The organism is Hymenobacter polaris (genome assembly GCF_012927305.1).
In the GTDB taxonomy this organism is placed as follows: domain Bacteria; phylum Bacteroidota; class Bacteroidia; order Cytophagales; family Hymenobacteraceae; genus Hymenobacter; species Hymenobacter polaris.
Map to the genome: position 1 here is coordinate 906,880 of NZ_JABBGH010000001.1, position 24,103 is coordinate 930,982.

General features: G+C 64.7%; 17 protein-coding genes and 1 tRNA gene. 12 read left to right on the forward strand and 6 right to left on the reverse strand.

The window, feature by feature from the left end; translation table 11 throughout:
* Positions 1-386 precede the first annotated feature (386 nt).
* A complete protein-coding gene (locus HHL22_RS03865; RefSeq protein ID WP_169529641.1) occupies positions 387-2,636 on the forward strand; it encodes a beta-1,3-glucanase family protein in 2,250 nt (749 codons plus the stop codon).
* Between the two features lie 140 nt (positions 2,637-2,776).
* Positions 2,777-4,186 carry a glycoside hydrolase family 125 protein gene (locus HHL22_RS03870; protein WP_169529642.1) on the forward strand — a complete coding sequence of 470 codons (1,410 nt, stop codon included), beginning with the start codon at positions 2,777-2,779 and terminating at the stop codon, positions 4,184-4,186.
* A 10-nt stretch (positions 4,187-4,196) separates the two neighbouring features.
* Here HHL22_RS03870 and HHL22_RS03875 read toward each other — a convergent pair whose 3' ends face one another.
* From HHL22_RS03875 to HHL22_RS03890, 4 genes are all read right to left on the reverse strand, one after another.
* Positions 4,197-4,769, reverse strand: a complete 573-nt coding sequence (locus tag HHL22_RS03875) for a 1-acyl-sn-glycerol-3-phosphate acyltransferase (protein ID WP_169529643.1) — start codon at positions 4,767-4,769, stop codon at positions 4,197-4,199.
* Positions 4,770-4,915: 146 nt separating this feature from the next.
* The gene (locus HHL22_RS03880) at positions 4,916-5,728 is read right to left on the reverse strand and encodes a patatin-like phospholipase family protein (protein WP_169529644.1); all 813 of its coding nucleotides are present in this window, start codon (positions 5,726-5,728) and stop codon (positions 4,916-4,918) included.
* Positions 5,729-5,764: 36 nt separating this feature from the next.
* Positions 5,765-6,613, reverse strand: a complete 849-nt coding sequence (locus tag HHL22_RS03885) for an MBL fold metallo-hydrolase (RefSeq protein WP_169529645.1) — start codon at positions 6,611-6,613, stop codon at positions 5,765-5,767.
* Between the two features lie 60 nt (positions 6,614-6,673).
* Positions 6,674-7,621 carry an acetyl-CoA carboxylase carboxyltransferase subunit alpha gene (locus tag HHL22_RS03890; RefSeq protein WP_169529646.1) on the reverse strand — a complete coding sequence of 316 codons (948 nt, stop codon included), beginning with the start codon at positions 7,619-7,621 and terminating at the stop codon, positions 6,674-6,676.
* 243 nt (positions 7,622-7,864) lie between these two features.
* Between HHL22_RS03890 and HHL22_RS03895 the strand changes: the two genes are divergently transcribed.
* The 5 genes from HHL22_RS03895 to HHL22_RS03915 all read left to right on the forward strand — a co-directional run bounded on the left by HHL22_RS03895 (position 7,865) and on the right by HHL22_RS03915 (position 11,625).
* Positions 7,865-7,938 (forward strand) — tRNA-Asp (locus HHL22_RS03895).
* A gap of 541 nt (positions 7,939-8,479) precedes the next feature.
* Positions 8,480-8,977: a SpoIIAA family protein gene (locus tag HHL22_RS03900; protein ID WP_169529647.1), complete on the forward strand. Its 498-nt coding sequence runs from the start codon at positions 8,480-8,482 to the stop codon at positions 8,975-8,977.
* Positions 8,978-9,029: 52 nt separating this feature from the next.
* Positions 9,030-9,206, forward strand: coding sequence for a hypothetical protein (locus HHL22_RS03905; RefSeq protein ID WP_169529648.1), 177 nt, complete (start codon positions 9,030-9,032; stop codon positions 9,204-9,206).
* Between the two features lie 151 nt (positions 9,207-9,357).
* The gene (locus tag HHL22_RS03910; protein WP_169529649.1) at positions 9,358-10,062 is read left to right on the forward strand and encodes a hypothetical protein; all 705 of its coding nucleotides are present in this window, start codon (positions 9,358-9,360) and stop codon (positions 10,060-10,062) included.
* A 258-nt stretch (positions 10,063-10,320) separates the two neighbouring features.
* Complete coding sequence (locus HHL22_RS03915) at positions 10,321-11,625, forward strand: T9SS type A sorting domain-containing protein (RefSeq protein ID WP_169529650.1); 1,305 nt, start codon at positions 10,321-10,323, stop codon at positions 11,623-11,625.
* Between the two features lie 434 nt (positions 11,626-12,059).
* On the opposite strand, the gene HHL22_RS03920 is transcribed toward HHL22_RS03915, so the two are convergent.
* Positions 12,060-13,301: a YdcF family protein gene (locus tag HHL22_RS03920; protein WP_169529651.1), complete on the reverse strand. Its 1,242-nt coding sequence runs from the start codon at positions 13,299-13,301 to the stop codon at positions 12,060-12,062.
* A gap of 251 nt (positions 13,302-13,552) precedes the next feature.
* On the opposite strand from HHL22_RS03920, the gene HHL22_RS03925 reads away from it, so the two are divergent.
* The 5 genes from HHL22_RS03925 (at position 13,553) to HHL22_RS03945 (ending at position 23,333) form a co-directional block, all read left to right on the forward strand.
* On the forward strand, positions 13,553-14,419 hold the full coding sequence (locus tag HHL22_RS03925; protein WP_169529652.1) for a hypothetical protein: 867 nt from the start codon (positions 13,553-13,555) through the stop codon (positions 14,417-14,419).
* A 69-nt stretch (positions 14,420-14,488) separates the two neighbouring features.
* The gene (locus tag HHL22_RS03930) at positions 14,489-17,827 is read left to right on the forward strand and encodes a SusC/RagA family TonB-linked outer membrane protein (protein ID WP_169529653.1); all 3,339 of its coding nucleotides are present in this window, start codon (positions 14,489-14,491) and stop codon (positions 17,825-17,827) included.
* Between the two features lie 53 nt (positions 17,828-17,880).
* The gene (locus HHL22_RS03935; RefSeq protein ID WP_169529654.1) at positions 17,881-19,419 is read left to right on the forward strand and encodes a RagB/SusD family nutrient uptake outer membrane protein; all 1,539 of its coding nucleotides are present in this window, start codon (positions 17,881-17,883) and stop codon (positions 19,417-19,419) included.
* A 136-nt stretch (positions 19,420-19,555) separates the two neighbouring features.
* Positions 19,556-20,470, forward strand: a complete 915-nt coding sequence (locus HHL22_RS03940; protein WP_169529655.1) for a glycerophosphodiester phosphodiesterase family protein — start codon at positions 19,556-19,558, stop codon at positions 20,468-20,470.
* 127 nt (positions 20,471-20,597) lie between these two features.
* Positions 20,598-23,333 (forward strand): bifunctional YncE family protein/alkaline phosphatase family protein, encoded by a 2,736-nt coding sequence (locus HHL22_RS03945; RefSeq protein WP_169529656.1) that lies wholly within the window; start codon positions 20,598-20,600, stop codon positions 23,331-23,333.
* A gap of 330 nt (positions 23,334-23,663) precedes the next feature.
* Here HHL22_RS03945 and HHL22_RS03950 read toward each other — a convergent pair whose 3' ends face one another.
* Positions 23,664-24,092 carry a PHP domain-containing protein gene (locus HHL22_RS03950; RefSeq protein WP_169529657.1) on the reverse strand — a complete coding sequence of 143 codons (429 nt, stop codon included), beginning with the start codon at positions 24,090-24,092 and terminating at the stop codon, positions 23,664-23,666.
* Between the last annotated feature and the right edge of the window lie 11 nt (positions 24,093-24,103).

Consider the following 24,103-nt stretch of genomic DNA (forward strand, 5'->3'; position numbering starts at 1 on the left):
CGCCCGAGCCCGAGTTCCTTGGCCGAGCCAAGCAGCCGGGCAGCTCCCCAAACGTTTGGGATTACAGCCGGCCGCAATCCGAAAATTTTTACGTGTTTTTTAAGCGAAGGCCCTAGGGCCGGCCTGGCCCTGCCGGGGCCCTAGAAGCCAAAAAGCCGCGTGCGCCCTAAGCGAATAGCGCCCGCGATGTGCCCGCTGGCAGCCACCCCGCCGGCTTGCACTGCCCCAAAACCACCCGCTATTTTTGGCTTGTTCGGCTCGTGAGCCGCCGCATTATTGGGTGGCCCTGGCCTCGATTATCGGGGGATAGTGAAGGGCCGGGCCATTCAATAATCGTGGCGGGCCGAGCCCATCTTTTTCCTTTTCCCACCCTTTTTTTCTTGGTTATGCACCGTACACTTTTACGCGCCTTGGCGGGGCTGCTCGCCGTGCTCAGCACCTGGCTGCCCGGCCGCGCCCTAGCCCAGGGCAACAGCAACCTGCCCTTCACGATTAACAACAACTCGACCACGGCCGACGCCGACTTGTACGTGGCCATCGTGGGCATCAATACCAGCGGCGACCACGTGTGGGTGAACGCCGCCAACAGCCAAGTGCTGCCCATGAGCGCCAGCTACAACACCGTAACTGGGCCCACCGTGAACGGCAACACCGGCCCCGGCGGCAACTCGAAGTACGCGGCGTGCTTCACCCGGCTTAGCAACATTCCCAATCGCACCTTTGCGCTGCCGTTCATTGCCGGTTGCCGGGTGTACATCTCGCGGGGGCAGCAGCTGTACTTCTACTTCTTCGGGGCCAACGGCGCGCCCTCGGGCTACACGGCGCCTAACCCCCAGAATGCCAGCGACCCCAACACGGGCATCATTTACGAAACCATTGAGCTGACTAATAACTCGGGCGGCTTCTTCGGCAATACCACCCGCGTCGATGCCTTTAACTACCCGATGGGCCTGGAGCTGACCGGCAACAACTACTACAAGAAAACGGGCGAGCTAAAGTCGGCCGCTGACATTGTGAGCGCCTACAAGGCCAACGTGCCCACCGAGTTTCAGGGCACTGTTAACAGCTCGACGGGCGTCATTTCGTTTCCTTCCAAAACGCCTGCTTTCTACGATGGCAGCAACGGCACGGCGGCCGGGCAGTACGGCAACTACTTCAAGAGCTACCTGGATGCCATCTGGGCGAAGTACAAAAGCGAGGACTTAATTTTTAACGCTGGCAACGCGGGCGTCTTTAAAGGCCGGGTGGGCAGCGACAACCGCCTAGTGGTAGTGGGCCAGTCGGGCGCCTACAACGGGCGCACGGGCATCATCACCCGCGAGCCCACCACCCAGGAGGCCTTCGAGGGCAAAGGCGTGCTGGCCCAGCGCAACAGCGACGGCGATTGCGACCTGGTGGTGCAAGCTCAAATTACGGCGGCCGTCAATCGCCACGCCATCAGCACGGCCAGCGGGGCAGCTGGCCAGCAGGACTTCTACAACGTAAGCAGGTTCTACCAAACGGCGCCGATGAACTACTACGCCCGCTTTTGGCACCTGCCGGGCATCAGCGTCGATAACCTGAGCTACGGCTTCGCCTACGACGACGTGGCCGACCAGTCGAGCACGCTGCAAACGCCGCAGCCCACCAAAGTGCTGGCCACCTGGGGCGGCTTTGCGGGCCAGAGCGGCGGCACCGGGGGCGTAGCTACCTTCTACAAGGACTGCAACTACGGCGGCACCGCCGTGAGCCTGCCCGCCGGCACCTACACCCTCAGCCAGCTCCAAGCCAAAGGCATTGCCAACGACGACATCTCGTCCTTACAAGTGAGCAGCGGCTACTCCGTCACGCTGTATGCCGACGACAACTTTGGGGGCGCCGCGCTAGGCGTGACCGGCAACAACAGCTGCCTGGTTAACAACGCCCTAGGCGCGGGCAACTGGAACGACCAGGCAAGCTCGCTCAAAATCCAGAGCGGCGCGGGCGGCACCTTCAGCAAGCAGCTGGAGGCCGAGGCCGCCAACGTAAACAACGGGATGCAGGTCGAAACCTGCTCGGACACGGGCGGCGGCCAGGACATGGGCTACATCGACCAGGGCGACTACCTGGTGTGGAACAGCATCAACTTCCCCACCACCGGCACCTACCTCATTGAGTACCGCGTGGCCAGCGGGGCCAACGGCGGCACCATTTCGGCCGATTTGAACGCGGGTAATATCCAGTTTGGCAACACCAGCATCCCTGGCACTGGCGGCTGGCAAAGCTGGACCACCGTCTCGAAAACCGTCACCATCAACGCCGGCACTTACAACTTCGGCATCTACGCCCAAACCGGGGGCTACAACCTTAACTGGGTGCGCATCAGCAAGCAGGGCACGGCCCGCGTGGGCGAGGCCCTGGCCACCGCCAGCGCCGCCAACGACGAGCAGCTGGCCCTTTACCCCAACCCCACCACGGGCCCGCTCACGCTGGCCGTGGCCCCGGCCCTGGCCGGCCGGCCCTTCCGCCTGCTGAATACCCTAGGGCAAGTGGTGCGCGCCGGCCAGCTGGCCAGCGGTCCGCTCGACGTAAGCAGCCTGCCCGGCGGCCTATACCTGCTGAGCGTGCCCGCCCAGGGCGACCAGCCGGCCCTACTGCGGCGCTTCACCAAGCAGTAAGCCCGCGCGGCGCCTCCACCCCGTTTCCTTTTCCACCCGGCCCTAGGCCTCTTGTTACGCAAAAAAGGCCGCCCATGCTGGGCGGCCTTTTTTGCGGACCTTTGCGCCGGCTATTTCCAGCGTTTCTACTCCGTTTGCTCATGCCTACCCACCGCGCGTTTGTGCGCCACCCTACCTTGCTAGCCGCGGGCGCTGCCCTTGCGGGGCAGGCGCGGGCGGGCGCGGCGGCGCTGCCAGTGGTGCGCCCGGCACCGGGGCAGCGCCGGTTTCAGAGCGTCGCCGTGGAAGCAGCCATTGCGGAGTTTGGGGCCCGGGTGCCCGACCCGGAGCTGGCGTGGCTGTATGGCAACTGCCTGGCCGACACGCTCGATAACCACGTGCACTACGCCGAAGCGGGCGGCCAGCCCGACACGTTTGTGAGCGCGGGCGGGCCCGACTCCGACGTAATGAGTTTGCGCGGCAGCACGGTGCAGGTGTGGCCCTACCTGGCGCTGGCCCCGCGCGAGGCGGCCCTGCGCCAGCTGCTGGCGGGCGTCATTCGGCGGCAGGCGCGCTGCCTCTTGCTCGACCCCTACGCCAGCACCTTTTACCGCGACCCCGCCCGCGTGGGCCCGGCCGAAACCGGCCAGCCGGCCCCGCTCCCCGGCGTGCACGCCCGCCAGTGGGCACTGGATGCGCTGTGCTACCCGCTGCGCCTGGCCTACCACTACTGGAAAACCACCGGCGACACCCAGCCCTTTGATGCCGACTGGCGCCGGGCCCTAGGGCTGGCAGTCAGCACCATGCGCGAGCAGCAGCTGAAAACCGGCCCCGGCCCCTACCACTACCAGCGCGCCAGCCCCGATGCCGCCGACACCCGGCCCCTAGGGGGTTACGGCTACCCAGGGCGGCCCTGCGGCCTCATTACCTCGGCCTTCGGGCCCGGCGGCGAAGCCACGCGGCTGCCGTTTCTGGTGCCCAGCAACTTCCTGGCCGTCGTCAGCCTACGCCAGGTCGCGCTCATGCTCGCCGACGTATACCACGAGCCGGCCGGCTACACCGAGCTGATGCAGCTGGCCGATGAGGTAGCCGTGGCGTTGCGCCAACACGCACTGGTGCCCCACCCCACCCTAGGCCAGGTCTATGCCTACGAGGTAGATGGCTACGGGGGCTATTCGCGGCAGGATGAGGCCCCCGCTCCTAGCCTGCTGGCCCTGCCCTACCTCGACGCGCTGCCCCTCAACGACCCCGCTTACCAGCAAACGCGCCGCTTTAGCTTGTCCAGCGCCAACCCCTTCTTTTACCAGGGCCCAGTGGTGGCGGGCCTGGGCAGCCCCCGCACCGGGCCCGGCGCCGTCTGGCCTTTAGCTGTAGCGCTGCGCGGCCTCACCAGTACCGACGCGGCTGAAATTCGCGCCTGCGTGCAAGCCCTGAAAGCCAGCCAAGGCGGCACCGGCTACCTGCCCGAGTCGGTGAGCGCTACAGCGGCCGGCCCCGCCAGCCAGCCCCGCTGCGCCTGGGCCAGCGCCCTAGGGGCCGAGTTCCTGGGGAAAGCGCTTGTCAGTGGTTAGTGGTTAACCACTACCTAACCCCCTGCTCGGGGAAGCGGCCTTTTTTGGTGCGGTAAAAGGCTTTGATTTCCGCTAAATCCTTCTCGTAGTCGCCGGTGGGCCAGATTACGGGGCCAATGCCAGCTTCTTTTTTGGAATAGTCCAGAAAGGCCAGGATAATGGGCACGTGGGCGGCCTCGGCGGCGTAGTAGAAGCCTTTGCGCCACTTGGGCTGGTAGGCGCGGGTGCCCTCGGGGGTGATGAGGATAACCAGCTCGTCGTACTCGTTGAAGAGCTGGGCCATGCCCTCCACCAGGTTGTTGTTGCGGCTGCGGTTGACGGGCAGCGCCCCGATGGCCTTTACCAGCCAGCCCAGCCAGAAGTTATTGACCCACTCGCTCTTCACCGTGAAGCGCACGTCCACGTCCATGATGTAGAAGGCCGCCCGCGCCAGGATGATGTCCCAGTTGCTGGTGTGCGGGGCCGCAATCATCATGCTTTTCTTGATTTCGGGCGGAATCTGGCCGGTTTGCCGCCAGCCGGTGATGCCAAAAATAGCCTTGGCGATGTAGTACCAGAACGTAGAGGTTTTGCGGGCAGCCATGAACGCGAAGAAGTGGCGAAAGACCGCAAAGCTAGCCAATTGTTGGGAGCCGGGCGCCACCCACGCCCCGCGCTAAGCTGGTTGCCTAGCTGGCAAGTGCTGATGCTCAGGCCCTAAGCGCCCGCAACCAGGAGTCTACCGCCGCCCTAGGCCCCCGGCGCCAACAAGCCCCGCAACGCCGCCGCCTGCGCCAGCGTGTAGCGGTAGCCAATGGCAAACAGCTCGTCGGCCTTGCGAAAATCGAGCGGGCGGTAGAGGCGCAGCTCGGGCGGCTCGAGCAGCAGCGCGCACTGGGCCTTGCGGCTGGCCACGTTGGCGCTGAGCGCGATTTGCAGCGTGCGCTCGACCACCCGGCGCAGCGACGGAATGCGGCCCTCGCGGTTGATGGGGTTGCAGTGCACCCCCACCACGGGCGCCCCTAGGGCCAGCAGCGGCTCCACGGGCAGGTTATTTAGCAGGCCGCCATCCACCAGACGCCGCCCCTGGTACTCGATGGGCCGGTACAGAATGGGCACCGCCGACGAGGCCAGCAGCGGCGGCAGCACCGGCCCCTGGCTGAAGTACACCGACTCGCCGGCCTCCAGGTCGGTCGCCACCAGCGTGAGGGGCCAGCGCAGGTCCTCAAACTGCAAATCGGCCCCCAGGTGCCGGGCCAGCAGCTGGCCCACCGCCTCGAGGCCCAGCAGCCCGTTGCGCCCAAACACGGGGCGCGTCAGGCGCGGAATGCTGGTGCCTTGCAGCAGCCGCAGCACCTCGCGCGGCGCAAAGCCCGCGGCGTAGAACGTGCTGGCCAGCCCGCCCGAGCTGGCTCCCGCCAGCGCCCCCACCGGCAGCCCTAGCTCGTCGAGCGCCGCCAGCACCCCTAGGTGGGCAATGCCGCGCGCGCCCCCGCCCGACAAAGCCAGGCTGAGCCCGGTGGGCGGCGCGGAGTGGCTAGTGGGGGGCGCGTGGGTGCTCATGCGTGCGGTAGGCGGGCGGCCCGCCCGGTTCGCTCGTTATAGGTCACTGATTTTCAGCGTTTCTTTCAGCCTTACGCCCTTTTCCGTCACCTCCACCGTGCAGGCCTCGTGGGTGGCGTCGTGCTCGAGCAGCAGCACCCAGTTTTCCTGGGCGGCGCGCTGCAGCAGGGCTTCTTTTTCGGCCATCGTCACTAGCGGGCGCATGTCGTAGCTCATCATGTAGGGCAGCGGCAGGTGGCCCACGCTAGGCAGCAAATCAGCCATGTAGGCCAGCGTGCGCCCCTTGTACTGCAGCACCGGCACCATCATCTTCTCGGTGTGCCCATCGGCAAACACAATGTCGCGGAGCTGCGGCAGCTCGGCCGGCACCCCTAGGGCCGGGTCGATGAAGCGCAGCTGCCCGCTTTCTTGAATGGGCAGGATGTTCTCGCGCAAAAAGCTGGCTTTCTCGCGCGGGTTGGGGTGGGTGGCCCAGCCCCAGTGCGCCTGGTTGCTCCAGTAAGTAGCATTGGCAAAGGCGGTGGCGAGCTGGCCATCAGCCCGCCGCACCACCGAGCCGCCGCAGTGGTCGAAGTGCAAGTGCGTGAGCAGCACGTCGGTCACGTCGGCGCTGGTGTAGCCCAGCTGGCGCAAAGAGTTTTCCAGCGTCGCCTCACCGTGCAAGTAAAAGTGCCCGCGAAACTTCTCATCCTGCTTGTCGCCAATGCCGTTGTCGATGAGCAGCAGCCTAGGGCCATCCTCCACCAGCAGGCAGCGCATGGCCCAGGTGCACATGTTGTGGGCGTCGGGCGGGTTCAGCTTCTGCCACATGCTTTTGGGCACCACCCCAAACATGGCCCCGCCATCGAGCTTAAACAGCCCCGTATCGAGCGCGTGGATTTTCATTCAACAATCAGCATTTAGCACTTAACAATTTTCTATTTGTCAACTATTAATTGATAACTATTAATTGTTAAACACGCCCATAGCCGAAAACTTGTCGATGCGCTGCGAAATACGCTCCTCGGCGGGCACGGCATCCAGCTCCTTCAGGATCTTGAGCAAGGTTTTCTTCAGGGTCGCAATCATCTGGCTTTTATCAGTGTGCGCCCCCCCTAGGGGCTCCTTGATGATGCCATCGACCAGGCCGGCCTTCTGCATATCGGTGGCCGTGAGCTTGAGCGCCTCGGCCGCCTGCTCCTTATAGTCCCACGAGCGCCACAGGATGCTGCTGCACGATTCGGGCGAAATCACTGAGTACCAAGTATTTTCCAGCATCAGCACCTTGTCGCCGATGGCGATGCCCAGAGCCCCACCGCTCGCCCCCTCGCCAATTATGACGCAAATCACGGGCACCTTCAGCATAAACATCTCCTTGAGGTTGCGGGCAATGGCCTCGCCCTGCCCTCGCTCCTCGGCTTCGAGGCCCGGAAACGCGCCCGGCGTGTCGATGAGCGTGATGATGGGCACGTTGAACTTCTCGGCCAGCTTCATCAGGCGCAGGGCCTTGCGGTAGCCCTCCGGGTTGGGCATGCCGAAGTTGCGAAACTGCCGCTGCTTGGTGTTGTGTCCCTTCTGCTGCCCGATTATCATCACCGGGCGCCCGCCCAGCTCGGCCAGCCCGCCCACCATGGCCTTGTCGTCGGCCACAGTGCGGTCGCCGTGCAGTTCCACGAACTTGGTGGTCATGCCCTCCACGTAGTCGAGGGTGTAGGGCCGCTCGGGGTGGCGCGAGAGTTGCACGCGCTGCCAGCGGGTCAGGTTGGCGTAGGTTTCCTTTTTGAGGGACTTGATGCGGGCCTCTAGGGCGGTGGCGGCCTCATTTACGTCCACCTCGCTCTCTTGGGCCAGCTGCTGCATCTGGCGCAGCTTTTCTTCGAGGGCGGCAATGGGTTGTTCAAAATCGAGCAGCATAAGAACGGTGGGCTGGAAAGCGAATGGCGAGCTAAAAATGGCTTCGAAAGCCGGGCCGCAAAGGTAAAACATCCCTTGCCAGCCGCCGCACTCAAAATTTTTCAGCCTGACAAACAAGCACCAACGTGGTTGCCAGTCGTCGCCAAGGCACTTTTTTTAGCAGCCTGCTTGCAACGCCCATTTTTCTAGCCCTACCTTTGCACCACCAAAACGGAAAACGGCAACGCTTTCCGCCAAGCAAACGGTTTGGTAGTTCAGTTGGTTAGAATGCCGCCCTGTCACGGCGGAGGTCGCGGGTTCGAGTCCCGTCCAGACCGCAATTCGTTTGCAAAAACCCCTGTAAGTTAACTACTTACAGGGGTTTTTTATTTACCGGGAACGTCAGCAGAGACATAATTGCTAGTTGAGATGAATAAATTGATTTTTAGCAGGGAGTAAACAGGAAATCTCATTTCCCGCGATAAACAAGACAACTGAAAAGTTGGCATCTAGCGGGCCTAGGGGTGCTGGCACGTCGGGAAACAGCTGAGTATCAGCCTACCTATTGACGCTTGTTGGCGAGACTTAAACTGACATTCGCTGCGCCTGCGCAGTAGCCAGAAGTGCTTTACGGCCGACTGGGACAGCAAGCGTGAGCTGCTAAAGGATAAGACCGGCGCGGCCGGCCGCCAGGTGGATACTGTCAAACCTTTGCTGCTGTGTTTGCCCTCTATTTAGGTCCGTTCACCGAATAGTTGCGCTTGCGTACTGGCGTAAAAGGCCCTTGCCACTACCGGCAAGGGCCTTTTGCATTATAACACTATTTTAATGCTGAGCTTATAGGCAGAGCTTTGCGGGTACTAAGCTTGCCGCTTTCCCATGCACCTGCACCTGCTCTGCTGCGTCCCTCAAGTCAGCATCTATCACGACACCTGGAACGACTGGCTCTACATAGAGTGGGAGGGCGAGATTACCCTGCCCGTGGCGCAGCGAGCCTGCGCGGAGTTGGCGCGCTGCACCCTCACGCGGCCTTACGCGCGGGTGCTCAACAACAACACCTCGCTCACGGGCGTGGGCCTGGAGGTCGGCGCCTGGTTGGCCTTCCACTTTATGCCCCACCTGCCGCTGGCTGGCGTACGGCACATGGCCTGGGTGTGCTCGCCCGAACTTGCGGGCCTGACGCTCATCAAAACCGTGATGAATTGGCTGCCCCGGCTTGAGGCTACCATCTTCACGGATGTGGAAGACGCCGTGAGCTGGCTCATCCAGCGCCGGGACAGCCTACACCAGCCCGCTGCCCGAACGCCCGCCGCGCAGGCTAAACTCCAGGACGTGCTGGCCGCCCTCGAGCGCGCGGCCAGCGTTCACGCCGCCTAGCGGCTGATTTGCACCGGGTAGCGCCAGCGCGCGTACTTTGCCTGCCCCCCATATGGAAGTCATCCGCCAACTACTTACCGAGCGGGCCAGTCGCACCAGCCAGGCTCGCATCCAGCTCACCTTCTGCCAGGATTCGAAGTGCCTGCGCAGCGGCCAGAAGTGCTTCGCGGCCGACTGGGACGCCAAACGCGAGCCACCTAAGGCCAAAATGGGCACGGCCGGCCGCTAGGCAGACACCGCCAACGCCGTGCTGCAAGCCTACACCGACGCCGAGCACGCAGCCCACCACGAGGTCCTGCTTGCCGGCTAGCACCTGGCCCCAGCGCCGTGAAGACTGAGATTCTGCGCCGCTACGCCAGCTAACCACTCAGGTAGCGGAGTTGCCCCCGCTGCCGGCCCCGCCCCCACCCACTTTCACGAGCTACTACGACCAGTGGCTGGGCGAGCAGAGCCGGCAAATGGATTTGCGCACCGGCCAGCGCCTGAGTAAGGTCTACCTCGATAGCCTAGCCAACACCCTGGCCGTACTGCTGGAGTTTAGCCAGGCCACCGGCCACGAGCTGACGCTACTGGGCATGACCAAGGCCTTTTACCAGCGGGGTCAGGAGTGCTTTTTCCAGCAGCGGGGTCAGGGTCTTAACACCTTCGGCAAGCACAGCTGGGGCTTCAAAACTTTTCTGGCCTGGTGCAAGGACAACGGCCTGGAGGTAAGCAGCAAGTGGCACAAGCTTGAGGCGCCCGACGAGCCCACCGGCACCGACGCCCTCACCCAAGCCGAGTTGCTGGCCATCGCGGCGCTGGACTTCTACACGGCTGAGGCGCGCGAGTTGGTGTGCCAGGGCTTCGCTAGCTTTGATGAGCAGGCCAGCCAGCAGCCCCGCCGCCGAGGCCAACGCCGCAGCCAGGTGGCCGACTACCGGGTGCCGGAGCGCCTGCGCACGCTGGAGCGCGCCCGCGACAAGTTTTTGCATGCGCCTACCTGGGCCTGCGCATCTCCGATGCTAACCGCCTGGCCCCGTGCCAGCTGGACTACGTGCACCACGTCGTGCGCCTCAAGGCCGGCAAGACCCAGAAGGTGTGCGTAATTTTTTCCTTCGACGACGACGTATTCCGGCCGGTGGCCCTTATCGAGAAGTGCTGCCCCCTAGGCCTGGCCATAAGACGGAGAACAGCTTCAACCGCTACGCCGGTGGGGACGAGGTGGAACTCGTAGAAACCTACCGCAAAACGGCTTGGAAGGTGGCCAAAAATCCGAGCGCGACCCCACCCGATGCAACGCATTCGCAGGCAGCCTAATCCTTGCTTTCAGAAAGCCTCTATCCTACCACCTTTTCCTTTTCCCTATGCGTCTACGCTACCTCCTATTTCCCTTACTACTTGCCGGCGGGCTCAACGCCCGCGCCCAGGCCCTGCTCCAAAAGCTCGGCAGCATTTCGCTCCCGACCATCGGCACCGCGCTGGCCGTTGACGGCACCACAGCCTACGTGCTGACGGCCAGCGCCGGCGAGTCGCAGTTGCTCACCTACGACGTGAGCACGCCAGCCAGCCCGCGCCAGCTTAGTCGCCTTGCCTTGCCAACGGCAAATACGCCCCCGCTACCCTTTCGCTACGCCGTAGTTAGCAACCACACGCTCTACGTTAGCTCTTACCCCACCTCGTATACGACTCCCCATTCGGAGTCCACGCTGGCCCTCAACGTGCAAAACCCGAGTGCCCCCGCTCTCATTGGTCACGTACTAAGCGTGGGCGGGGACGAAACGCACTTGGCGGCCAGTGGCGATTACCTCTACACCGTCAGCGATAACGGCCTTATTTTGCGCGTCTACAACCGCACGGGGCCCATTTACAGTTCCTACCTGAGCGAGGTCAAGAACATCAACTTGCCTTACTCACTAAGTGGCATTTTAAGCCTGTGCGCTAGTGGCAATACGCTGTACGTGCAGTACGGCAACGGCGTGTTTGCCACGGTGGATATTACCAATCCTGCTGCGCCCGTCAGTTCGTCTGCTACGCGGGTTGGTACCATTAGCGCGGCCAGCGGGGCGCTGGCCGTGGGTCTGGCCCAGCCGCAGTACGTGGGCAGCGTGCCCAGCAATACCCTGCGCATATATTCACTGGCTACGCTCCTGCAGCCCGCCCTTATCCGCGAGTTGCCGGGCTCCTACGGTACGCGCGTGGCCCTGCAGGGGCAATTCGCTTACACCGTGGGCGAAACCAGCCCCTACATCCCGGCCGTAGCCAGCAGCCGCGAGCCCCTACGCGCCTACTACCTGCCGGCCAGCGGCGGGGCACCCATCGTGGCCACGGACCCTGCCAGCCAGGGCGCTAACGCGCTGGTCGCGGCTAACAACTTGGTTTATGCCGTGACGGATACGGACGTAAGTATTTACGCTTTCCCCGCTACTGCCCTGGCTACGCGCGCTGCTACCGCCACTGCCAATCTACCGCTCTACCCCAACCCCGCTCGTGGCCAAGTTCACTTGCCGCAGTTGGCGCCCGGCAGCCCGGTGAGCATCTTTGACGTAACGGGCCGCTGCTGCTTACAGGCCGCGGTACCCGCGCAAGGGCACCTTGACATTAGCAGTCTGAGCGCGGGCCTTTACCACGTGCGCGCCGGCGGTACCAGTAGCAAGCTAGTAGTGGAGTAAAAGCGGCCAAACGGGTAGTAAAAAGGGTGGCAACGGCCTGCCTAGCTCCGCCCGGTAGCGAGTAGCCGGGCGTGCCAAAAGAGCCTTGACAGCCTACGCAGGTTTTAGAGGAGGTTGGCGCGGGGAACTAAGCGAATAAACTCCCCGTCCAGACTACCACCACATGCTTGAAACGCCTTGTAAATCGTGTATTTACAGGGCGTTTTTGCTTACAGGTAAAACATGTAAACTACTATTCTCACCCAGCTTTTACTGCCTTATCCCTCACGTCTACGACGCTTTGATTTGTTAAAAGCATTGTGTTCCGAACACGTTGCTGCAGATTCTGCGATTTCTGGGTACACCAATGTGGTGGCGGCACACGCAAAAAATACCTATTCCTAGTATGTGCAGTTGAGAGCCCTAACGATAAATACGCTGCCTAATTTACACTTCTAGGGGTCGAGCGGGTCGAAAGGGTCGGGCTGGGCAGCTTCGGGCATGGGCAAGCAGCTATTGGCTGTTTCGGAAAGGCGCTGTAAGCTGCGGTAAGGCACGTAGCCCAGCTCGCGGCGGCAGCGCGCCTCCATGCCCAGAATGTAGCGGCTCTGGGCGGCATCGGTGACGACGAGCAGCGGCTGCGTGGGCGGGGCGCCCACGGCGGCCAGCAGCCGGGCGGTGTTGCGCAGGTTGGTGGTGGTGTGGCGGGCGTGGGGCTCGATGAACACGGCCGCGGCGGGCAGGCCCAGGGTGCCCACCAGGTACTTCTTCATCTCTACGGCCTCGCAGTAGGGCGTTTTGTTGGGGTGCACGTGCCCGCCCGACACCACCACGAATGGCGCCTGCCCTGCCCGGTAGCTGGCCGCCGCCAGCCGGCAGCGGTAGGCCCCGGCCGAGTCGAGGGCCATGCCCGGCTGCTCGGGGCCGCTGCCCGGCACCAGGATGGCCTGGTAGGGGTAGCGGGCCCAGGCGGTGCGGGCCGCCGCGGCGCTGGGCGCGGCATTGAGGCCGCCGCGCAGCGGCTCGTAGCGGGCGGCCTCATCGCGGCCGTTGAGGCGCAGGGCCAGCAAGGCAGCTTGCAGCGGCAGCGCGTAGAATAAGGTCGGCTTGCGGCGGCTGGCACTGACCAGCGGGGCTACTTGCTGGCTTACCTGCCGGGCCAGGGCGGCATCGTGGCGCGGGAAACTGCTGGAATCAATGGCCGGGTAGCGCGGGGCGGCGTTGGCCAAGTACACCCGCATGATGCGGTTGAGGCCTAAGGCGGCATCCTGCCAGGCGTGGCGCAGCACGGCGGTATCGGGCTGGCCGGCATACAGCGGGTAGCGGGCCAGCACCGGCAGCATCGCCGCCCGAAACGCGGGCTGGCCGCTGTAGAGCGCTTGCAGCTGCTGCCCCACCGCCCGCACCTCGGCTGGCTGCCAGGTGAGCGAGTCGGCGTAGTGCGAGGCTACTGGCTGGGCCAGGGCCCGCGCGCTGCGCTGCGCCTGCCGACGCGCCACCTGCTGCAAGCCCGGCGCGGCCCGCAGCGCCTGCTGCAAGGCTGGCCGGGCTTCAAACCACGCCAGCAGCGGAAAGGCCTTGGCAGTAATGAGGGAGTCGGCGCGGGCTGGGGCGGGGTGCGGCACGGCCGGCTGGCCGGCCCCCAGGCGGCTCAGTAGCAGCAGGCTAAGCAGCGCGGGTAGAAAACGTGGGGTCATCAGCGAAATGCGGGGCGCGGGCCAGCCGGCTGCTGCGCCGGCTGGCCCGCGCCCGCTACTGCCCACTACGGCCGCCACCTACGGTAGTTGAGCCTTTTGGGGGCGCCGACGCAAACATAACGGCGGGGCAATACCCGGATAAAGTTCAAGTAATCCCGGCTAAAGTCCTTTGCACCCACAAACGGCGCCAGCTAGTACGCAGAGCCACGAGCAGACGAACCGAGCGGAACGACCCTACGCAGCGCTAGCCTATGAAGCTACTCCTCCCCTTCCTAACCAGCCTGGCGGGCCTCTTTTCCTCTCTTAGCCCGGTCGCGCTTACCGTGCAGACTTCCATGACCGTGCCGGCCCTAGGGGCCTGCCAGGGTGCCAGCTACCAGCAGGGCCGGCTCTACCTCTACGGCGACCGGGAGGTGGGCGTCATTCGGGCCTACGCGGCCGGGCCCGACTCGCTGCGCTACACCGGGCAGGAAATTAAGCTGACGGTTGGCGGCCAAGACGTCATCAACCACCCCACCGGGCTGGCCTGGCACGGGCAGGGGCCCACCTTCCTAGGCAATAGCATCCGCCTCAACCCGGAGGGCACGCAGTGGCGGGCGGTTATCTACTGCCTCGACTGGGCGGGGCTGCTGCGCACCGGCACGCTCGATGGCAACCTGCGCCAAACCATTGAGGATGACGCGGCTATCCAGGGCTCGCGGCCCGAGTACGTGCAGTACCGGGGCAAGTGGTACGTGGCCACCGCCGACTACGGCAACCACGGCAACGAAGTGCGCCTCTACGACCCGGCCCGGCTGGCTCAGGCGCACCGCACCAGCGAGCCGGGCGTGCTGGCGGGCAAGTTCACCTGCTCGCCCTGGGTACAAAACATGCTGTGGGTGCCCGCCAGGGGCACGCTGGTGCTCATCCAGAACCAGGTGGAGGGCCGGCGCTGGCGCTTCACGTTCGTGGACTTGGCCCAGTCGATGGCGGCCGGCCACGAAGTCGTGCGCCAGGTCGTGGACGTGGACAAAACCGACGAGCTGGAAGGCTTCACGCTGCTCGGCGACGAGGCCCGGGGCCTGGCCGTCACCTCCTCGCGCACGGCCAATGCGCACTTCGTGCGCCTGGCCTGGTAGCGCGGTCCGCCCCCGCGCTCGCGGCGGCTCCACCCTTTTTTGCAACCTAACTCCCTCACTTTTATTGACATGCAACGCTACACCCGTGCCCTAGGCCCGCTGCTACTGGGGCTGCTTTCCGTGGGCAGCTTGCCCGCCGCTGCCCGCGCCGGCGGCATCCAACTCATCCGCCCGGCCCGGCCGCTGGTGCGCATTACCGGCACCGTGGTTGACGAGCAGAACCAGCCCGTGCCCGGCGCCAACGTGATTGAGAAGCAAACCCACAACGGCACGGCCACCGACGCAGCCGGCAAGTTCGCGCTCGAAGTAGCGCCCGGTGCTACGCTGGTGGTGTCGTCGGTGGGCTTCGTAGCGCAGGAAGTGGTGGTGGGTGCGCAAAGCCCGCTCACCGTGCAGCTCAAGGGCGACGTGAACCAGCTCAACGAGGTGGTGGCCGTGGGCTACCAGACCCTGCGCCGCTCTGACCTGACCGGGGCCGTGGCCGACGTGAAGGCCAAGGAGCTGAACACCACCGCCCCCACCCTAGGGCAGGCGCTGGTGGGCAAGCTGGCCGGAGTGCAGGCCTCGCAGGTGAGCGGCGCGCCCTACGTGAGCCCCAAAATCCGGGTGCGGGGCGTAGGCTCCATCAACGCCAGCTCGGACCCGCTCTACGTCATCGACGGCTTCCCGGCGGCCAACGACGTGTTTATCAACCCCAACGACATCGAGAGCATCGACATCCTGAAGGATGCGGCCTCGGCGGCCATCTACGGCTCCAGGGCCTCGGGCGGGGTGGTGCTCATCACTACCAAGCGCGGCAAAGAGGGCAAGGGTCGGCTCGACTACGAGTACCAGTTCGGCCTTAACCAGCTGGCACACAAGGTAAAACTGCTCGACGCCAGCGGCTTTGCGCAGCTCATGATTGACGGGCGCAACAACACCTACCGCGACCTGGTGCAGAACAGCGGCCAGCCCTGGACCGACGCCATGTTCTCGGACGACAACGCCACGCGCATCGCGCGGGTGGGCAACGCCAGCTCGGTGAGCATCCCGCCCGACATCTACAACTTCGCCACCCAGTCGCTGATTACGCCCAAGTACAACACCGACTGGCAGGACGAGCTGTACCGCACGGCGCCCTTCAACCGCCACAATCTCACGTTTTCGGGCGGCAACGCCGGGGTGCGCTACCTGCTCAGCGGCGACTACCAGACCCAGCAGGGCATCATCGTGGCCACCAAGCAGGACCGGGTGAACTTCCGGGCCAACATCGACGCCGACGTGAGCAAGCGGTTCAAGGTGGGCGCTAACTTGTTTGTGACCTCCACCAACAACCGCGAGGTGCAGGAGGGCCGTTTCAACCAGGGGCCCATCCTAGGGGCCCTGATTTACCCGCCTACCTTCCGGGCCTACGACGACAACGGCAACCTGGTGAAGAACGAGGTGGCCGCCCAGCAGTCGGCCTACGGCTACCAGACCATCGAAAACCCGGTGGCCCTGGCCCAGGAAACCAACATCACCCGCAAGGGCCTGCGCGGCACCTACAACGGCACGGCCAGCTTCGAGATTCTGCCGGGCCTGGTGGCCAAGGCCAACGTGGGCCTGCAAACCTACTCGGAAAAGTATGAGTACTACCTGCCCACCAGCCTGAGCAGCGGCAACAACCCGCCCTACTCGCCCCAGGCCATTGCGGCGGCCACGGCTACGGCCCTCACGCTCAACACCCAGAACGTCCTAGGGGAGTTCACGGCCACCTACGTCAAGCAGCTGGGCAAGCACAGCCTCAACGGCCTGGTGGGCTACACTGCCCAGCAAACCAACCTCGACCAGATTAGCGTGTCGGCGCAGGGCTTCCAGAACGACGCCATCCAGGAGATTACGGCCAAGGGCGCCGACCCCACCAACTTCTTCCAGAGCGCCACCACCAGCAGCGTGGGCTTTACGGGCACCGGCAAGCAGGAAGAAACGCTGCTCTCGTACCTGGCGCGGGTGCAGTACAACTACGACGAGCGCTACTTCCTGACGGCCGCCTTCCGCACCGACGGCTCATCGCGCTTCGGGCCCCAGAACCGCTACGGCAGCTTCCCCTCGCTGTCGGCGGGCTGGACTATCTCCAACGAGAGCTTCTACCACAACTGGCTGGGCGAGGCCTCCACGCTGCGTCTGCGCGGCAGTTGGGGCCTCACCGGCAACTACAACATTCCGCTCTACGGCTACCAGCAAACCATTGTCAGCCCCACGGGCGCGGTATTCGGCACGGGCACCATCCAGACTGCCTACTACCCCGGCGCCATTAAGGACCAGCGCCTAGGGTGGGAATCGACCTCGCAGTTCAACGTGGGCCTGGACCTGGGCTTGCTGCACAACCGGCTCAATATCATCTCCAACGCCTATCTCAGTCACTCCTACAACCTGCTGTTCAACCAGCCCATCTCGGCTATTTCGGGCACTACCAGCATCCTCACCAACCTGCGCGACTCGCGCATCCGCAACCAGGGCCTGGAGTTTCAGGTGGATGGCCGGGCGGTGGCCACCCAGGACTTCAACCTGAATTTGAGCGGCAATATCTCCTTCAACCGCAACCTGGTGCAGGACATGGGCGGGGCCAACACCATCACGGTGGCCGGGGCCGAGCGCTCCTACCTCACCCACATCACGCAGCAGGGGCAGCCGGTGGGCATGTTCTACGGCTACCGGGTGGTGGGCATGGTGCGCCAGGCCGACGTGGCCAACATCGCCGCCGACAACGCCGTGTACAACGCCGCCACCCAGTCGTTCCCGGCCGGCTACGAGCGCAAGGGCCCGCCCCGCTCCACGGCCTCCACGAACCCGCTGCGCCCCGGCGACCTGATTTTCCAGGACGTGAACGGCGATGGCGTCATCAACGACGCCGACAAGCAGGTCATCGGCTCGCCCTACCCCAAGTTCACCTACGGCTTCTCGCTGAGCGCCAGCTACAAGGCCTTGGATTTCAACGCCGGCTTCAACGGGGTGTACGGCAACCAGGTGCTCGACGGGCAAGACTACTACCTCTACAACATGGAGGGCTCGGGCAACCAGTACGCCGACGTGGCCAACCGCTACCGCTCGGAGGCCGAGCCCGGCGACGGGCGCGTGTACCGGGCCTCGCGCGGCGGCACCCAAAGCAACAGCACCCGCCTCTCGACCTTCTACCTGCAGAGCGGCTCGTTTCTGCGCTGCTCCAACCTCACCCTAGGCTACAACCTGCCCACCAGCCTGCTGAGCCGGGTGCGGGTGAGCGCCCTGCGCGTGTACTTGAACGCCAATAACGTGTTCACCCTCACCACATACAAGGGCTACAATCCCGAGGTGGACTATAACAACGGCGCCAACCTCGCCCCCGGCGTGGACTACGGCAAGTACCCGCTGGCGCGCGGCTACAACGTGGGCGTGCGGGTGTCTTTTTAGGGGGTGGGGTCCCGCCGCCTGCTTTCAGCCTGAACTATAAACAACTATACCCCATGCGCTTTCTACCTACTATCACCTCCCTAGGGCTGCTGGGCGGCCTGCTGCTGCTGGGCTCCTGTAAAAAGGACTTCCTGGTCGAGAATAACCCCAACGCCCTGCCCGCCGCCAGCTACTTCCAGTCGGAGAACGACGTGCTGCTGGCCCTCAACGGCGTGTACGCGGCCCTGCGCGACAACAGCGGCGTGGCCGAGGGCAGCGACTTGTACTCGGAGCAGCGTTCCGACAACACCGGCACCAACGACACCCAGTCGAACGCCGGCGAGCCCTTTCAGTTCAACAACTTCTCGCTGCTGCCCACCAACTCCTACCTGCAGTCGCACTGGACGGCCCTCTACCAGATTATCACGCGCGCCAACTTCGTGCTGGCCGGCTCCGAAACCGTGCCCTACGGCCAGCCCACCACCAAGGCGCAGTACCAGGCTGAGGCCAAGTTTGTGCGGGCGCTGATTTACTTCCGGCTGGTGCGCGAGTGGGGCGACGTGTCGCTGGTGACGCAGCCCCTCACCACCCCCGACGCCGTGCTGACTAACACCTTCCGCGAAAAGAAAGAGACGGTGTACGCACAGATTGTAAAGGACTTGCAGGACGTCATCGCCAGCCCCCTGCCCGACGTGCAAGCCGCTGCCAACACCGGCCGCGCCTCCAAGGTGGCCGCCAACGCCCTGCTCGGCAAGGTGTACCTGACCATGGCCCTGACCCTCGACCAGGCGGGCCGCACCACCAACCTCAACCAGGCCAAAACCTACCTCACGGCCGCCTACAGCAAGCGCAGCTTTGGGCTGCTGAAGGAAATTGCTTACGCCGACGTGTTCGACGTGAGCAAGAAGGCCAGCAACCCCGAGGCCATCTTCCGCATCGTATACCGGCAGGGCGACATCAATTACTCGTCGCGCATTGCGGCCAACTACCAGGCGCAGGGCGAAACCATTAACTCGCAGCGCACCAACACCGGCGTGGGCGGCAACGTGAAGCCCGACCTGGTAAAAGACTACGAAGCCGGCGACCTGCGCAAGGATTTCTCCATCAAGTACGCCAACGCGGCCGTGGTGAAGGACTACTTCATCACCAAGTACCGCGACGTGAGCGCCGCCGCCGGCACCAGCGGCTACGGCGGCAACGACTGGCTGCTGCTGCGCTACGCCGACGTTATCCTGATGCTGGCCGAAGTCAACAACTACCTCGGCGACGCGGCCACCGCCATCGGCTACCTCGACCAGGTGCGCAACCGGGCCGGGCTGCCCAGCTACGCCGCCGCCAGCGCCAACCCCGCCTACAGCGCCAAGTACCCCACCCTGCGCCTGGCCATCCTGCACGAGCGCCGCGTGGAGCTGGCTTTCGAAAACCACCGCTGGTTTGATTTGCTGCGCACTTTCACCCCGCAGGAGCTGACCGACTACTTCCGCGCGAAAAGCCAGGCCGACTACGGCGCCGCGCAGCTCAGCAACTTCGGCCTCAAGGACTACTACTACCCCATCCCCTTCAACGAGGCCAAGCTCAACCCCACCGGCATGTACCAAAATCCGGGGTATTAGTGAGTTGCGGACGGGCGAGCCGGGGTGTAACATCAAGCTCCAGCTTGGTGAATCGTTGAACGACTCGCCCTCCACGGGCTGCCAAGCTGGAGCTTGGCGCTACATCTCTCCGCGCTGAGCGACTACCACCACCTACATGCTACGTTCTTGTTATCTACTAGCGGCCGGCTTGCTGCTGAGCCTGCTAGGCGGTCCGGCCCTGGCGCAGCAACCGGTCCAGGCCATCATTCGCACCCTCAAAGACCCCAAGAGCAAGCAGGTGCTGGTGGTGGCGCACCGCGCCGATTGGCGCCACGAGCCCGAAAACTCGCTGCGCGGCATCGAGTCGGCCATTACCCTAGGGGTCGATATGGTGGAGATTGACTTGAAAAAGTCGAAGGACGGCGTGCTCATCCTGCTGCACGACCAAACCCTGGACCGCACCACCAGCGGCCACGGCCGCCCGGCCGACTACACCTGGGCCGAGTTGCAGCAGCTCACCCTCAAGAGTGCCCACGGCGGCCCCACCCGGCAGCGCATCCCCAGCTTCGAGCAGTGTATGCTGGCGGCCAAGGGGCGCGTGATGGTGAATATCGACAAGGGCTACGACTACTTCCAGGAAGCCTACGAGGTGCTGGTAAAAACCGGCACCGTAGACCACGCCGTCATCAAGTCGGCTTATCCCTACGACAAGGTAAAGGCCGAGCACGGCGCCCTACTCACCAGCCAGCTGCTGTACATGCCCATCGTGGACTTGCAGAAGCCCGAGGCCACTGCCGTGCTGCGCGAGTACGAAACCAAGCTCCGGCCCGTGGCCTACGAGCTGAACTTCCCCACCGACAGCGCCCTGCTGCACTCCGCCTACCAAAGCATCCCGGCCACGGGCTCCAAAATCTGGTACAATAGCCTCTGGGCTAGCCTCGACGCGGGCCACGACGACGAGCGCAGCGTGGAAGAAAACCGCCCCGCCGACGGCTGGGGCTGGCTGCTGGCCCACGGCGCCACCCTCCTCCAAACCGACCGCCCCGCCGAACTGCTGGCCTACCTGCGCCAGCGCAAGCTGCACCGCTAGCCCCACTGTCCGCGCCCGTTAGGCGACTTTGACGGGCGGCGGGCGTCTTTGGGCCACTTTTGCGCCCACGTGGCCCCTAGGGCTAGGGCCAGCGGTAATAAACCCGCCGGCTGAACTCATTGCCTCCATGACTACACAACGTACCGCATATGCCGGGGCCCTAGGGTGCCTGCTGCTGAGCCTGCTGGGCTGCTCGGGGCCGCAGCAAAAGCCCGGCCGGCTGAGCCCGGAGCAGGCCACCCAGCACAGCCTCTACGACGACAGCACCCTGCACAACACCCACCTGCCGGTGCTCATGCCCTACAACCGCCTGCTCGACCCCGCTGGCCACGTGGTCGCCTACGGCAGCGCCGACGTCGAAAACCACGCCCTCGACGTGGCGCTGGTGCCCGACACGCCGCTGCTGGCCGTGGAGGACCGCTACGGCGTGGCCATCATCGACACGGCGCGGCGGGCCGTGCTCACGCGCTGGACCTACGCCGACGACCCGCGCACCAAGGGCATGGTCACGACCTACGCGGGCCTGAAGGTGCTACGCGACGGCGCCACCACCCGCCTGTACTGGAGCGCCGACAACGGCCAAACCCGCCAGGGCGGCGTGCTGGAGGCCGAGTACGCCGGCGGGCGACTACATGTGCAGCGCGTGTTGCCAATGGCCCCGGCAAAGGCGCCGCTCGCCCTGCCTAACGACCTGGCCCTGACCACCGAGGGCGGCCGGCGCTACCTCTACGTGGTGCTCAATGGCAACAACCAGCTCGCCAAGCTCGACCTGGCCACCGGGCAGCGCGTCTGGACCCAGGCCACCGGCGTGGCGCCCTACGGCGTGGCCGTAGCCGGCGGCCGGGTATTCGTCAGCAACTGGGGCGGGCCGCTGCCCACCGATACCCTGCACCACGAGGTGGCGGGCGTGCCCTACGGCCGCGCCTACATCGACCCTAGGACCGGCGCCCTCAGCCAAGGCACCGTGACGGTGCTCAGCCAAACCACCGGGCAACCGGCCGGCGAGGTGCCCGTGGGCCTGCACCCCAACGCCGTGCTGGCCAGCCCCGACGGGCAGACGGTGTACGTGGCCAACGGCAACAGCGACGCGGTGAGCGTGCTCGACGCGGCCAGCCTGCGCGTGCGCGAAACCATTGCGGTGCAGCTGCTGCCCGGCCCACCCGGCTACGGCGGCGACTCACCCAACGCGCTGGCCCTGAGTGCCGACGGCCGCACGCTCTACGTCGCCAACGGCCTCGACAACGCCGTGGCGGTGGTGGCGCTGGGCCCGGCCGCCACCCGCGCCGGCGCGCCCGGCCCCAGCCAGCTGCGCGGCTTCATCCCCACCGAGGCCTACCCCGGCGGGCTGGCCCTAGGGGCCCATTCGCTGTTCGTGGCCAACCTGGAGGGCGAGGGCGCCCGCGTCGATACGCGCGCCATTGCCCGGGAGGGGGGCCAGCTGGAGGCACCCCTGCCAAGCGCCCCGGCCGCCTACAACTCGCACCATCAGCGGGCCACCGTGTCGCTGATTGCGCTGCCCACCGCGGCCCAGCTGGCGCGCTACACCACGCGGGTGCGCGAGCTGAGCTTCGCCTTCCGCAAGGAGCTGGCCCAGCAGCTGCCGCGGCCAGGCCAGGCGCCCGTGCCGCTGCCCGAGCGCCTGGGCGAGCCCTCGGTGTTCAAGCACGTGGTGTACATCATCAAGGAAAACCGGACCTACGACCAGGTGCTCGGCGACCTGCCCCAGGGCCGGGGCGAGCCGGCGCTGTGCGTGTTCGGCGACAGCGTGACGCCCAACCAGCACCAGCTGGCGCGCGAGTTTCAGGTGCTCGACAACTACTACGTATCGGGCAAGTCGTCGGCCGAGGGGCACCAGTGGACCGATGCGGGCATGGTGAGCGACTACGTAGAGAAGAACGTGCGGGCCTGGTTTCGCTCCTACCCCCACGTGCAGGAAGACGCCCTGGTGTACAGCCCCACCGGCTTTATCTGGAACCAGGCCGCCGACCACGGCAAGACGGTGCGCATCTACGGCGAGGCCAGCCAGCCCCACTACGACAACCGCCTGAGCTGGCTCGACATCTACCGCAACTACCAGGCTGGCAAGCCCTTGCAGTTTACCAACTCCAGCACCATCTCGCGGGTGCGCCCGCTGCTCTCGCCCAACTACCCGGCTTCGGACGAGCTGCGCATTACCGACCAGATTCGGGCGTCGGCGTTTATCAAGGAGTTGCACGAGTACGAGCAGCAGCCCGGCGACCACTTCCCCGAGCTGTCGGTGATGGCGCTGTCCACCGACCACACGGTGGGCACCCGGCCCGGTATGCCCACACCCGCCGCCATGGTAGCCGACAACGACCTGGCCCTGGGCCGGATGCTGGAAGCCTTGACCAAGAGCCGGTTCTGGAAAAATACGGTGGTATTCGTGACCGAGGACGACTCGCAGGCCGGCTGGGACCACGTGTCGGCCTACCGCACCACGGGCTTCGTGCTCAGTGCCTACAGCCACCTGCGCCGGCCGGTGCATAAAAACTACAACCAGACCTGCATGGTGCGCTCGATTGAGCAGATTCTGGGCATCCCGCCCATGAACATCGTGGATGCCACGGCCCTGCCCATGTTCGAGTGTTTCACGGCCCGCCCCGACCCTAGGCCCTTTCAGCACCGCCCCAACCGCGTGCGCCTCGACCGCCTCAACCCCAGCCTGAGCAAGCTCACCGGCGCGGCCCGGCGCTACGGCCGCCTCTCGCTCAGTTCCGAGTTCGACCACATCGACAACGGCCGCGACGACGTGCTGAACCGCATCATCTGGTTTGCCACCAAGGGCCGCCAGCCCTACCCCGCCGCCCTCACCGGCCCCGCCGATGACGACGATGATGACTAAAAACAAAGCCGCACTATGTTGCGGCGTTACACTTGCCTAGCTAGCTCAAGTTGAGTAGTATCGCCAGGTGGTCGATTCCCCTCCTTGGCTAAGGAGGGGATGTTGGCGCGAAGTGCCAACGGGGGTGGTTGCGGGCGTTGAACGAGTTGCCCAGCGGGTCGTTCAACAACTTCAATCACCCCCGCTTCGGCGTCGCCGAAGCATCCCCTGCTTGGCTAAGGAGGGGAATTGAGCGCCTGGCGATACTACTCAATTGGGATTAGATAAGCGTTTATTTTTTTGCGAAAACGACCCGCAGAACCGCCCTGCTCATCCGGCTTCTTGCGTTTCCTAACCCGCGCTTAAAAATTCGGGTCGAAGTTGAAGTACAGCGGGTTGGACAGGGCCAGCACCTTGCCTGTCAGCTTGAGCGCGGCGGGCACCTGGGGGCACAGCCGGGCTTTCCACTTCTACCCGGTTGTGGTGCGCCACGTCGCTGCTCACGTGGTTGTCGTGGTCGGTAATTCCCAAGTAATCCATGCCCACCGCCTGTGCAAAGGCGATAATCTTGCTCATTGGGTTATTCGAGGCACCCTTGTTGTGAGGCGAAGGCAGATGCAAGTCGCCTTTCAGCCACACGCCGCCGCTGAGGCTGGCCACGGAAGGCAGCGGCGCCAGCGCGGCGGGCACCCAGGGGTTGGTATGAGGGGCTTGCCCCAGGGCGGACAGGCGGGCGCCGATGAGCAGGCCTAGCGGGCCGGGCCGGCAAAGATTTCTCAACTACATACGCA